Below are 12,977 nucleotides of genomic sequence, written 5' to 3'. Positions count from 1 at the left end.
TCCCCGGCGGCGTGAGGGATGAAGTTGAGAGAGCTTCCGGCCCGCGCATGATGAGCTACTACAAGGAGACGGAGCGGAGGCTCCGGATTAGGTTATGGCAAGGCAAGAACAGGCCAACGACGTTTTCGCCCTTACCTCATTCCTCTATGGCGGCAATGCCGACTATATCGAGGAGCTATACGCCAAGTATGAGGATGATCCCACATCGGTTGATCAGGAATGGCGCGATTTCTTTGCGCAGCTTAAAGACGACGCCGATGATGTGCGCAAGAATGCGCAGGGCGCGTCGTGGACCAAGCCAAACTGGCCGATTCCGGCCAATGGCGAGCTGATTTCAGCACTTGATGGCAATTGGGCTGACGTTGAAAAGCATGTGACCGACAAGCTGAAGGGCAAAGCCGCAAATGGCGATGCCAAAGCAGGTGCCGCTGCTGCTGCACTGACGTCGCAAGAGATTGCGCAGGCTGCACGCGATAGCGTTCGCGCCATTATGATGATCCGCGCGTATCGCATGCGCGGCCATCTTCATGCCAATCTCGATCCGCTTGGTCTTGCTGAAAAGCCAAACGACTTTAGCGAACTTGATGCGGCAACTTATGGCTTTACGCCTGCCGATTATGATCGCAAGATCTTCATCGATAACGTTCTTGGCCTTGAATATGCGACCGTTCCGCAGATGCTTGAAATTCTCAAGCGCACCTATTGCGGCAATGTCGGCGTCGAATTCATGCATATTTCGGACCCGATCGAAAAGGCCTGGATTCAGGAACGTATCGAAGGCCCGGATAAAGCTTATGCTTTCACGGTCGAAGGCAAGAAGGCTATTTTGTCGAAGCTGATTGAAGCCGAAGGTTTCGAGCAGTTTATCGATGTGAAGTATAAGGGCACCAAGCGTTTCGGTCTTGATGGCAGTGAATCGCTGATCCCGGCGCTGGAGCAGATCGTCAAGCGTGGCGGTCAGATGGGCCTCAAGGAAGTCGTGCTCGGCATGGCGCACCGTGGTCGCCTGAACGTGCTTAGCCAAGTTATGGGCAAGCCGCACCGCGCCATTTTCCATGAGTTCAAGGGCGGCTCTTATGCGCCTGACGATGTGGAAGGTTCGGGCGACGTGAAGTACCATCTTGGCGCTTCGTCGGACCGCGAGTTCGATGGCAACAAGGTTCACCTTTCGCTGACTGCCAACCCGTCGCACCTCGAAATCGTTAATCCGGTTGTCATGGGCAAGGCACGCGCCAAGCAGGATCTGCTTGTTGGTCGTACCCGCGATGACATGGTGCCGCTGACTGAACGCGCAAAAGTTCTGCCGCTGCTGCTGCACGGTGATGCCGCTTTCGCAGGTCAGGGTGTTGTTGCTGAGTGCCTCGGTCTTTCGGGTCTGAAGGGTCACCGCGTTGGTGGTACGCTGCATTTCATTATCAACAACCAGATCGGTTTCACCACCAATCCGGCTTTCTCACGTTCGTCGCCTTATCCATCGGATGTGGCAAAGATGATCGAAGCGCCGATCTTCCACGTCAATGGTGATGATCCGGAAGCCGTGGTTTTCGCCGCCAAGGTCGCGATGGAATTCCGCATGATCTTCCACAAGCCGGTTGTTGTGGACATGTTCTGCTACCGCCGCTTCGGCCACAATGAAGGTGACGAACCTTCATTCACCCAGCCGTTGATGTATAAGGAAATCCGCGCACATAAGACGACCGTGCAGCTTTACAGCGAAAAACTGATTGCCGAAGGTTTGCTTGCACAGGCTGACATCGACAAGATGAAGGCTGACTGGCGTGAAAAGCTTGAACAGGAATTTGAAGCTGGTCAGAGCTACAAGCCGAACAAAGCTGACTGGTTTGACGGTGCGTGGAGCGGTTTGCGCACGGCAGATAATGCTGACGAACAGCGTCGCGGCAAGACCGGCGTTCCGATCAAGACGCTGAAAGAAATCGGTAAGAAGCTCGTGGAAGTGCCGAAGGATTTCAATGTCCATCGCACGATCCAGCGCTTCCTCGATAACCGCGCCAAGATGATCGACACTGGCGAAGGTATCGATTGGGCAACTGCTGAATCGCTGGCTTTCGGCTCGCTGGTGACTGATGGAAGCCCGATCCGTTTGTCGGGTCAGGACGTGGAACGCGGCACCTTCTCGCAGCGCCACACGGTTCTTTATGATCAGGTCAACCAGAACCGCTATACCCCGCTGAACAACATTCAGAAGGGTCAGGCAATCTACGAAGCCATCAACTCAATGCTTTCGGAAGAAGCCGTGCTCGGTTACGAATATGGTTATTCGCTGTCCGATCCGCGCGCTTTGGTGCTCTGGGAAGCTCAATTTGGCGATTTTGCCAATGGTGCACAGGTCGTGTTCGATCAGTTCATCTCGTCGGGTGAACGCAAGTGGCTTCGTATGTCGGGTCTCGTCTGCCTTCTGCCGCATGGCTATGAAGGTCAGGGTCCTGAGCATTCGTCTGCACGTCTGGAACGTTGGTTGCAGATGTGTGCGGAAGACAACATGCAGGTTGCCAACGTAACAACGCCGGCTAACTACTTCCACATCCTGCGCCGTCAGATGAAGCGTGACTTCCGCAAGCCGCTGATCATGATGACGCCAAAGTCGCTGTTGCGCCACAAGCGTGCTGTGTCGAGCCTCAACGAACTGTCGGGCGATTCATCGTTCCACCGTCTGCTTTGGGATGATGCGCAGTACAACAAGGGCGAGGGCATCAAGCTTCAGAAGGATGGCAAGATCCGCCGCGTCGTTCTGTGCTCGGGCAAGGTCTATTACGATCTTTACGAAGAGCGCGAAAAGCGTGGCATCGACGATGTCTATCTGCTGCGTGTCGAACAGCTTTACCCGTTCCCGGCAAAGGCGCTCATCAATGAGCTGTCGCGCTTCCGTCAGGCAGAAATCGTCTGGTGTCAGGAAGAGCCGAAGAACATGGGTGCGTGGTCGTTCATCGACCCGTATCTCGAATGGGTTCTTGCACATATCGACGCCAAGCATCAGCGCGTTCGCTACACCGGTCGTCCGGCAGCGGCTTCGCCTGCAACGGGTCTGATGTCGAAGCACCTTGCGCAGCTTGAGGCTTTCCTCGAGGATGCACTCGGAAACTAATTGAATTGTCAGTAAGAAGCGGTTTGCAAAGGCCGCTTCATATTGAATTGAACATAAATCTAAAGATCGAAGATCACGGAAGAAGAAACCATGGCCACCGAAATTCGCGTTCCCACGCTTGGGGAGTCCGTTACTGAGGCAACCATCGGAAAGTGGTTCAAGAAGGTTGGCGACACAATCGCTGCTGACGAACCGCTGGTGGAACTGGAAACCGATAAGGTGACAATTGAAGTTCCGGCAGCGAGCGCTGGCGTTCTTGCCGAAATCGTGGCGCAGGAAGGCGACACGGTTGAAGTGAACGCATTGCTCGGCCAGATTTCGAGTGACGGCGCTGCTGCAGCACCTGCTCCGAAGAAGGAAGAAGCCAAGCCAGCTGCCGCCGCCGCACCTGCGGCTTCTGCTCCAGCTGCCTCGACCTCTGGTCCTGCCATGCAGCCAGCGCCTGCTGCCTCCAAAATCCTCACTGAAAAAGGCCTGTCGGCTGATCAGGTTGAAGGTTCTGGCAAGCGCGGTCAGGTTTTGAAGGGCGACGTTCTCGACGCAATCGCCAAAGGCGTATCAAGCGCCCCGGCAGCAGCGCCTGCTGCTGCACGTCCTGCTTCATCGGCTGATGATGCACCACGCGAAGAACGCGTGAAGATGACCCGTTTGCGTCAGACCATTGCACGTCGTCTGAAAGATGCGCAGAACACCGCTGCAATGCTCACGACTTATAACGAAGTCGATATGTCTGCTGTTATGGAGCTTCGTGCTCGTTACAAGGACATTTTTGAGAAGAAGCACGGCGTTAAGCTCGGCTTCATGGGTTTCTTCACGAAGGCTGTGACCCATGCGCTGAAGGAAATACCGGCTGTTAACGCCGAGATTGACGGCACCGACATCATCTACAAGAACTTTGCTCACGTCGGCATGGCTGTCGGCACCGACAAGGGCCTTGTTGTTCCTGTCATCCGCGATGCCGATCAGCGTTCGATCGCTGGCGTTGAAAAGGAACTGGGTCGTCTTGCGAAAGCTGCACGCGATGGTTCGCTTTCGATGGCTGATATGCAGGGCGGCACTTTCACCATCACCAATGGTGGCGTTTACGGCTCGCTGATGTCTTCGCCGATCCTCAACTCTCCGCAGTCGGGTATTCTCGGCATGCACAAGATTCAGGATCGTCCGGTTGTTGTCGGCGGCCAGATCGTCATCCGCCCGATGATGTATCTTGCACTGAGCTACGATCATCGCATCGTTGACGGCAAGGAAGCTGTGACCTTCCTCGTCCGCGTTAAGGAAAGCCTGGAAGATCCAGAACGTCTGGTTCTTGATCTTTAATCGCAAATAAGGATGGAGCCGGGTATGTTTTCATCGTCACCTTTTCTCCCGCTGATTGGCTGGAGTGTCGTTCTGCTGGTTTTTCACATCCTTCTGCAGGGCTGGACGGTGACGAGGGAACTCGGTTCCCAATGGAATGCGGGTTCGCGCGATGATGGGCAAAAGCCCTCTGGTCATCTGGCCGGTCGTGCGGAACGCGCTTCCAACAATTTCCGCGAAACCTACCCGGCATTTGTTGCGCTCGCTTTGGCACTTGTGTTTAAGGGTGATGCAGCAACTGTCGGGCTTTATGGTGCGTGGATATGGTTTATCTGTCGCATCATCTATATTCCGCTTTATCTTGCGGGTATTCCTTATATTCGCTCGCTGGTCTGGGTTGGCTCACTGATCGGGCTTGCGATGATGATTTTCAATCTGGTTTTTTGATCGTTGACGGTATCTTATTGATACAGGGCTGAGGAAACGTGATGCATCCCTATCTGTTTGAACTTGCATCCCTGATGGCGATCTTTGTTTTCGCTATCGTCTCGCCCGGTGCCGATCTCGCCATGGTTATCCGTCAGTCGCTTATGCAGGGTCGTCGCGAGGCGATCATCACTAGCTTTGGTATCGGTGCAGCCTTTATGATGCATGTCACTTATACGGTGCTTGGTCTTGGGCTGATTATTTCCCAGTCGATCTATCTCTTCAATATCGTGAAATGGTGCGGTGTGGCTTATCTGGTCTATATCGGCATTAAAGCGTTGCGTGCAGGTTCAACCAAGATCGATGTCGATATGAGCAAACAGGAACCACGCGCCGCACAGAGCGCACTTCGGGCGTTCAGCCTGGGCTTTGCCGCTAATGCGCTGAACCCAAAGGCTGTGTTCTTCTTCCTGTCGATTTTCTCGACGGTCATCAGCCTTCAGACGCCTACCGAGGTTAAGCTTGGCTACGGTGTTGTGATGGCAACGGCTTTGATTTCATGGTTTATCGGGGTTAGCCTGTTTATGACGACCCCAAAGATGCGTGCGGTTTTCTCGCGTGCTTCAAAGTGGATCGACCGAACAAGTGGCGTGGTTTTCATTGCCCTTGGTCTCAAACTTGCCATCGCGAAAGCGCAGTAACAGGGCGAAAGCCCAGTAATCGCTGCCGGATGATTGAGGAGAACCGACGGATGCATGACGTTAAAAAGCTTTGCAAAGTGGTGGCTGCATCAGCGCTTGCTGTGACGGTTTTCTCAAGTGCTGTTCAGGCTGCATGCTCGCAGAACCGCGCGACTTATCGCGATCAGGGTGACGCTTACACGCTGACCTTTCATGCCGCGCAGTCGAATGCGCTCAAGATGAGTCCGGCACCGACCAATGAATTTACAATTACTGCTGATGACAAGCCGGAGTTTAAACTCTCAGGTCTTGTGATATGGCCGGAAGAGGGTGTTGCACGTCCCTATGCGCTCATTACTTATAATTGCAAAAACGGCGGCACGGATTCGGAAGACCTCGATGATTGCAGCCTTTGGCAGAGTGTTGTTTACGCGCTCAAAGAAGGAGCGGAAGCCGATGTGTTGCCGAAGGCCGATGAACCCGCAGCACAGGCGATTTTGTTTCCCGATCTCGTGACCGCGCTTGATGGTTATGATTTTGGTGCAGCGAAGCCGGAAAAACCGCTTCAGTTTGAAAGCTTTCGGTTCAAATCTTGCACACCTGAGGAATGACCGGCTAACCGGACATAGTAAAGTTTAAAGGCCGCAACGGCCTGTCTAAAATCGACTGAAGAAGGATCATTCAATGTCTTACGATGTGGTTGTCATCGGTACTGGCCCCGGCGGATATGTGGCCGCAATCAAGGCCGCACAGCTTGGCCTTTCGGTGGCCGTGGTGGAAAAGCGCAAGACCTTCGGCGGCACCTGTCTCAATGTCGGCTGCATTCCTTCAAAGGCGCTGTTGCATGCATCGGAAGTGTTTGCTGAAGCTGGTCATTCCTTTGACACGCTGGGCGTCGAAGTTGGCACACCAAAGCTCAACCTCGAAAAGATGCTGGCGCATAAGGATACGACGGTTAAAGCAAATACGTCGGGCGTTGAGTTTCTGTTCAAGAAGAACAAGATCACGTCTTTCATCGGCACCGGCAAGATCGTTGCCAAGGGCAAGGTTTCCGTGACTGCCGAAGATGGCAGCGTTCAGGAAATTGAAGCCAAAAACATCATCATTGCAACGGGTTCTGATGTTGCTGGCATTCCGGGTGTGAAGGTAGACATCGACGAGAAGGTCATCGTGTCGTCAACCGGCGCGCTTTCCTTCGACAAAGTTCCGGGTCATCTCGTCGTCGTTGGTGGCGGTGTTATCGGTCTGGAACTGGGGTCGGTCTGGGCGCGTCTTGGCGCAAAGGTTACAGTTGTCGAATATCTCGACAAGGTGCTTGGCGCGATGGATGGTGAAGTTTCCAAGCAGTTCCAGCGCCTTCTTGAAAAGCAGGGCATTGCGTTCAAGCTTGGTGCAAAAGTAACCGGCGTTGAAAAGTCGGCTAAGGGCGCGAAAGTAACTTTTGAGCCGGTTAAGGGTGGCGATGCCGAGACCATCGAAGCCGATGCAGTTCTGATTTCGACTGGCCGTCGTCCTTACACCGATGGTCTGGGTCTTCAGGAAGCTGGCGTGAATGTCGATGATCGCGGTCGTGTTGCGATTGACGGTCACTGGCGCACCAATGTCGAAGGCATCTATGCTATCGGCGATGTTGTTCAGGGTCCGATGCTAGCACACAAGGCCGAGGACGAAGGCATTGCGGTTGCTGAAATCATCGCCGGTCAGGCAGGACATGTGAATTTCGATGTCATTCCAAGCGTTGTCTATACGCAGCCGGAAGTGGCTTCTGTCGGAAAGACCGAAGAAGAACTCAAAGCCGCTGGCGTGGAATACAAGATCGGCAAGTTCCCGTTCACTGCAAACGGTCGCGCACGCGCCATGCAGCATACGGATGGTTTTGTGAAGATCCTCGCCGACAAGGCAACAGATCGCGTTCTTGGAGCGCATATTCTCGGCTACAATGCCGGTGAAATGATCCATGAACTGGCGGTTCTGATGGAATTCGGTGGCTCGTCCGAAGATCTCGCACGCACCTGCCACGCGCATCCAACCATGTCGGAAGCTGTGCGTGAATCGGCACTCGCGACCTTTGCCAAGCCAATCCATATGTGATCTTGCGGTTTAATTGAAATGTAAAAAGGCCCCGCATTGCGGGGCCTTTTTGTTAGTTTTGTGCTGGTGGGGCAGGGGGCGGCGGTGGTGCAGGTGGTTGTGCTGCCGGTGGGGTAGCAGGTGGCGCTGCCGGTGGCGTCGTCGTTTCACCCTGTGCTGCCGGTGGTGGTGGGGAAGGCATAGACGTATCGGTGGAGTCGCCACCACGATAGAAGAAAAAGCCCAGGATCAGAATTGCTACGATGAGAATGACAGCCAGCATAATGCCGCTGCTTCCGCGCGGTTGCGGTGGTCTTGCCATCGGATCTGCAAGCGGATCACTCATGGGATCGCTCCGTGGGTCGCCGGGGCGCGGATTGACCAGAGGGTCTTTACGTGGATCAAGTGGGTCAACCATTAGTTTTCCTCCGGTTGGTTGCAACCATTGGAAAGATTAACGCAAGGGAACGCTGATTGTTCCGTTAGACCATCTAGGCGCGGGGATGCGCCTTGTCGTACACATCGAGAAGACGTGCGGTGTCAACGCCGGTATAGACCTGCGTTGTCGACAAGCTTGCGTGGCCGAGGAGTTCTTGGATAGTGCGCAGATCGCCACCCCTACCCAAGAGATGCGTGGCAAAGGAATGGCGTAACGCATGCGGCGTTGCCGTATCCGGCAGGCCGAGGCCAGCGCGCAGCTTTTGCATTTCGCGCTGGATGATTGCCGAATGCAGAATACCGCCCTTTGCACCGCGAAACAGCGGCTTGTCGGCTGAAAGATCAAACGGGCACAGTTCCCGGTATTGCGCCACGGCACGGTGCACCGCTGGAAGAAGTGGCACCATACGCATCTTTCCGCCCTTGCCGGTGATTGAGATCGAAAGCGCCGTTGTGTCGTTTAATGCATCGCCTGTTAGATTAAGCGCTTCGGAAATGCGCAATCCGCAACCGTAAAGAAGTGTGAGCACGGCTGCGTTTCGGGCAGCAATCCACGGCTCTTCGGCCATTTGACCGTTAGCGGCTACGACGCGACGCGCCTCTTCTGCGGTCAGTGGCTTGGGCAGAGATTTAGGCTGGCGTGGCGCACGTATGGCCGCCGCTCCTGCTGCATTGACCAGTCCGCGCTTTTCCAGATGGCGCAGCAGCGATCGAACACCGGCCAGACCACGGCCAAGCGTGCGTGCACCTGCGCCATCATTGCGGCGGTTGGCAAGATAGGAGCGCAGATCAGCCACCCGCAAATTGCCGACATCCTTGATCGAAGGCGGCTCACCCAGATGCCCGGTCAAAAATTGCAGAAACTGCCGCGTGTCGCGTTCATAGGCCTCAAGCGTATTTTCCGAAAGACGGCGCATGTCTTTAAGCGTTTTCAGCCATTCCTCGCGTGCGGCCGCAAGATCGGCGCGTGCTGGGATAAGAAATTCGCTTTTGCTCGTCATTGATAGGATTCGCTGCTTATGTTGAGTTGATCACAGTTTGTTATTTATAGGTTGCCGGGTCGTAAAGATGTAATTTTGCGTTTTTCTTGGCGTTTTGTTGAGAAATTGGGTAAGCGATCAGCAATTGGTATTTTTTTACGGAATTTTTCATGTCGCGTCCAGAAAACCCGATCCAGCTTGCTATCATTGGTGCCGCGCATGGCATCCGTGGCGAAGTCAGGGTCAAGACATTCACTGACGATCCGCTCGCCATTTCAGATTATGGTGCGCTTTATGATGCGCAAGGCAAGGCCTATGAGGTACTTGAAACGCGTTCCGCCAAGACCGTTGTCGTTGTTCGCTTCAAGGGCATCAATGACCGCAATGCGGCCGAAGCGTTGAACGGTGTTGAGCTTTTTATCGACCGTTCGCAATTGCATGATGATGATCTGGACGAAGACGAGTTTTTCCAGACCGATCTGATTGGTCTTGAAGCACTTGATGCTGAAGGCACGTCTTATGGCGTTATCAGTGCTCTTTTTGATTTTGGCGGCGGTGATCTGATTGAACTGAGCCTCAAAGGCAAACGTCCGATGCTGATCCCTTTCACGGAAGCGGCAGTTCCTGAGATCGATTTTGAGAAGGGCACGATCCTTGTCGAGCCTCATGCGGCGGGATTGATTGCCGATGAGGACGACAATCCGCTTCGTGAGCGCAGCGATTTCCAAAATGAAAAGAAGCGGCCAAAGAAGCCATGAGTGATGTGACGGATATGGATAAGGAGGGTGAGCGGGGTTTTCATGCTTCTGTGCTGACCCTTTATCCTGAAATGTTTCCGGGTTCTCTTGGCATTTCGCTTGCTGGCAAGGCCCTGGCGGAAGGCACCTGGTCACTTGACACGGTGCAAATCCGCGACTTTGCCGAAGGCAAGCATCGCATGGTGGACGACACGCCATCAGGCGGTGGCGCCGGCATGGTTATGAAGCCGGATGTGGTGGCACGTGCACTCGATTCGGTTGCTGATGAACGCCCCATGTTGCTGATGAGCCCGCGCGGTCAGCCACTTACACAAAAGCGCGTGCGTGAACTGGCCGAAGGTCCGGGTGCGATCATTTTGTGCGGACGTTTTGAGGGCGTGGATGAACGCGTGATCGAGGCGCGTGCGCTCAAAGAAGTGTCCATCGGCGACTATATTCTCTCGGGTGGCGAGACTGCGGCCATTGTGCTGCTTGATGCCATTGTGCGGCTTCTTCCCGGCGTGATGGGCAATCGCTTATCGGGCGAAACCGAAAGCTTTGAAACTGGTCTTTTAGAGCATCCGCATTATACGCGTCCACAAGTATGGGAAGGACGTTCGATCCCTGATGTGCTGACATCTGGCAATCATGGTGCGATTGATAAATGGCGTCATTTAGAAGCCTTGCGTCTTACAAAGGAGCGGCGTCGTGATCTTTGGGAAGCTTATCAGGAGAGAAAGCGCAAATGATGGATCGGGCAATGGCGAAATCGCAGCCCGGATATTGATTCATTTGCCTCAATGGTGTATTGCCGCGCCAGTTGGGGAAAACCTGACACCTCTAATTATACTTTCGGGCTGTTCCCGAAGGCCTTAAACCAATAAATGGTGTACCGCTCCTGTCTGATTTTTCGGGCATAACCTCAAGGCCAAAGCTGCTTTGTGGTCAGTGTAGAGCGCTCTGACTGTTTGAGAAGAATTCAGAAGGATAAGACGATGAACATCATTCGTCAGCTTGAAGCCGAACAGGCAGCAAAGATTGAAGAAAAGCGCAAGCTTCCAGATTTCCAGCCAGGCGACAGCGTTCGCGTTCAGGTTCGCGTTACCGAAGGTACACGTACCCGTTTGCAGGCTTATGAAGGCGTTTGCATTGCCCGTTCCGGCGCTGGCATCAACGAAAGCTTCACTGTTCGTAAGATTTCTTACGGCGAAGGCGTAGAGCGTGTATTCCCTGTTTATTCGCCAATCGTTGAAGGCGTTGAACTGGTTCGCCGCGGTAAAGTCCGCCGCGCCAAGCTTTACTACCTGCGTGGCCTCACCGGTAAGGCTGCACGTATCGCTGAAAAGAAAGACAACCGTACCAAGGCTGAGCGCGAAGCTGATAAGATCGCTGCTAAGGCTGAAGCTGCAAAGACCGCTGCTGAATAAGCCAGTTTCTGCAAGATTCGGAAAAGGCGGCCTTTGGGTCGCCTTTTTTATTTGCAAAATTGCCAAGCCTGCGTAACATATCGCATAATTTCGCCTAAATTTCGCAAGATTGTTACTGCGACACCCTGTTGCGGTTTGTGTTTCTTGACGAAATGCGGCGGTGGGTGCATATGACAGCCAATTAAGAACTATTCAAAGGAACTCTCGCAATGAGCGCGCCGCGTACACTTTACGACAAGATCTGGGACGACCATGTAGTGGATCAGCAGGAAGATGGTACCTGCCTCCTTTATATTGATCGCCATCTTGTGCACGAAGTGACAAGCCCACAGGCTTTCGAGGGCCTGCGTATGACGGGTCGCAAGGTGCGCCATCCAGAACGCACGCTAGCCGTTGTCGATCACAACGTGCCAACCTCGCCAGACCGTATCAACGGTATCAAGAACGAAGAAAGCCGCATTCAGGTCGAGGCTTTGGCCAAGAATGCCGCTGATTTCGGCGTTGAATATTATTCCGAGCGCGACAAGCGTCAGGGTGTTGTGCACATCGTTGGCCCTGAGCAGGGGTTCACACTGCCGGGCATGACGATTGTTTGCGGCGACAGTCATACATCGACGCATGGTGCATTTGGTTCGCTTGCGCATGGTATCGGCACATCCGAAGTTGAACATGTTCTGGCAACCCAGACGCTGATCCAGAAAAAAGCCAAGAACATGCTCGTGCGTGTTGATGGCAAGTTGGCACCGGGCGTTACTGCCAAGGACATCACACTGGCAATTATCGGTGAAATCGGCACTGCTGGCGGCACCGGCTACGTGATCGAATATGCAGGCGATGCCATTCGCGCGCTTTCCATGGAAGGCCGTATGACGGTCTGCAATATGTCGATTGAAGGTGGCGCACGCGCTGGTCTTATTGCGCCGGACGAAATCACATTCGACTACATCAAAGACAAGCCACGTGCGCCAAAGGGCGAAGAGCTTGAACAGGCGATTGGCTACTGGAAGACGCTGCATTCGGAAGAAGGTGCGCATTTCGACAAGATCGTTGAACTGGATGCCGCTAAGATCACGCCGATCGTATCATGGGGTTCGTCGCCAGAAGATGTTATCTCGGTTACCGGCTCGGTTCCAAACCCCGATGATATTGTTGAAGACAACAAGCGTGCATCCAAGTGGCGTGCACTGGATTATATGGGCCTGAAGCCCGGGACCAAGATGACGGACATCATGGTTGACCGCGTCTTCATCGGGTCTTGTACCAACGGACGTATCGAGGATTTGCGCGATGCAGCCCGTATGGTGGAAGGCAAGAAGGTTGCTCAGAGCGTGAGCGCCATGATCGTTCCGGGTTCCGGACTTGTGAAGGAACAGGCAGAAGCCGAAGGCCTCGACAAGATTTTCATCGAAGCGGGCTTTGACTGGCGCGAACCAGGTTGCTCGATGTGCCTTGCTATGAATGATGATCGTCTCAAGCCAGGCGAACGTTGTGCATCGACGTCAAACCGTAACTTTGAAGGCCGTCAGGGTTTTAAGGGTCGCACGCATCTCGTTTCGCCAGCTATGGCCGCAGCCGCAGCGATTGCTGGTCATTTCGTCGATATTCGCGACTGGAACTGACCTTCGAGGTATTGAAAAAGCAAGCCGCCGGAGCGATCCGGCGGCTTTTTTCGTTTTCTAGCGTATGTCTCCCAAAAGTGGGAACCGGTTTTGGAATAAAGACATGCGTAAAAACAAATGGATAGAGCGAGCGCGATGGATACGATAAAGCGCCACACGCTTTAGAGCTTGTTTCGATCTGATTGGATCCGATCGGCGCTC

The 12,977-nt window shown here is 53.9% G+C and carries 12 protein-coding genes; 10 read left to right on the top strand and 2 right to left on the bottom strand.

The features are described from left to right. The first annotated feature begins 94 nt into the window (after positions 1–94). The 6 genes from CEV31_RS04695 (at position 95) to lpdA (ending at position 7,596) form a co-directional block, all read left to right on the top strand. Complete coding sequence (locus tag CEV31_RS04695) at positions 95–3,103, top strand: 2-oxoglutarate dehydrogenase E1 component (protein WP_094505734.1); 3,009 nt, start codon at positions 95–97, stop codon at positions 3,101–3,103. 90 nt (positions 3,104–3,193) lie between these two features. Beyond that, the gene (gene odhB / locus CEV31_RS04690; protein WP_094505732.1) at positions 3,194–4,420 is read left to right on the top strand and encodes a 2-oxoglutarate dehydrogenase complex dihydrolipoyllysine-residue succinyltransferase; all 1,227 of its coding nucleotides are present in this window, start codon (positions 3,194–3,196) and stop codon (positions 4,418–4,420) included. A gap of 12 nt (positions 4,421–4,432) precedes the next feature. Beyond that, complete coding sequence (locus CEV31_RS04685; protein WP_094505731.1) at positions 4,433–4,846, top strand: MAPEG family protein; 414 nt, start codon at positions 4,433–4,435, stop codon at positions 4,844–4,846. A 41-nt stretch (positions 4,847–4,887) separates the two neighbouring features. Continuing rightward, on the top strand, positions 4,888–5,526 hold the full coding sequence (locus CEV31_RS04680) for a LysE family translocator (protein WP_094505730.1): 639 nt from the start codon (positions 4,888–4,890) through the stop codon (positions 5,524–5,526). A gap of 50 nt (positions 5,527–5,576) precedes the next feature. Beyond that, positions 5,577–6,116 (top strand): hypothetical protein, encoded by a 540-nt coding sequence (locus CEV31_RS04675; protein ID WP_094505728.1) that lies wholly within the window; start codon positions 5,577–5,579, stop codon positions 6,114–6,116. Positions 6,117–6,189: 73 nt separating this feature from the next. Further along, the gene (gene lpdA / locus CEV31_RS04670; RefSeq protein ID WP_094505727.1) at positions 6,190–7,596 is read left to right on the top strand and encodes a dihydrolipoyl dehydrogenase; all 1,407 of its coding nucleotides are present in this window, start codon (positions 6,190–6,192) and stop codon (positions 7,594–7,596) included. 52 nt (positions 7,597–7,648) lie between these two features. Here lpdA and CEV31_RS04665 read toward each other — a convergent pair whose 3' ends face one another. Together CEV31_RS04665 and CEV31_RS04660 are read right to left on the bottom strand one after the other, a co-directional pair. Beyond that, the gene (locus tag CEV31_RS04665; protein ID WP_094505726.1) at positions 7,649–7,993 is read right to left on the bottom strand and encodes a hypothetical protein; all 345 of its coding nucleotides are present in this window, start codon (positions 7,991–7,993) and stop codon (positions 7,649–7,651) included. Positions 7,994–8,066: 73 nt separating this feature from the next. Next, positions 8,067–9,014, bottom strand: coding sequence for a tyrosine recombinase XerC (locus tag CEV31_RS04660; protein WP_094505725.1), 948 nt, complete (start codon positions 9,012–9,014; stop codon positions 8,067–8,069). Positions 9,015–9,163: 149 nt separating this feature from the next. Here CEV31_RS04660 and rimM point away from each other — a divergent pair, with 149 nt between their 5' ends. The 4 genes from rimM to leuC all read left to right on the top strand — a co-directional run bounded on the left by rimM (position 9,164) and on the right by leuC (position 12,776). Continuing rightward, the gene (gene rimM, locus CEV31_RS04655) at positions 9,164–9,751 is read left to right on the top strand and encodes a ribosome maturation factor RimM (RefSeq protein WP_094505723.1); all 588 of its coding nucleotides are present in this window, start codon (positions 9,164–9,166) and stop codon (positions 9,749–9,751) included. 5 nt (positions 9,752–9,756) lie between these two features. Continuing rightward, on the top strand, positions 9,757–10,479 hold the full coding sequence (gene trmD / locus CEV31_RS04650; protein WP_210190886.1) for a tRNA (guanosine(37)-N1)-methyltransferase TrmD: 723 nt from the start codon (positions 9,757–9,759) through the stop codon (positions 10,477–10,479). A 246-nt stretch (positions 10,480–10,725) separates the two neighbouring features. Then, entirely contained in the window at positions 10,726–11,157 is a 432-nt protein-coding gene (gene rplS, locus CEV31_RS04645; protein ID WP_094505720.1) for a 50S ribosomal protein L19, read from the top strand. A gap of 209 nt (positions 11,158–11,366) precedes the next feature. Further along, complete coding sequence (leuC, locus tag CEV31_RS04635; RefSeq protein WP_094505719.1) at positions 11,367–12,776, top strand: 3-isopropylmalate dehydratase large subunit; 1,410 nt, start codon at positions 11,367–11,369, stop codon at positions 12,774–12,776. Positions 12,777–12,977: the final 201 nt, after the last annotated feature.

It is taken from the genome of Brucella thiophenivorans (genome assembly GCF_002252445.1).
GTDB lineage: Bacteria > Pseudomonadota > Alphaproteobacteria > Rhizobiales > Rhizobiaceae > Brucella > Brucella thiophenivorans.
Note: the sequence above shows the minus strand (reverse complement) of the source record. Positions and strands in the feature narration are given on the sequence as shown.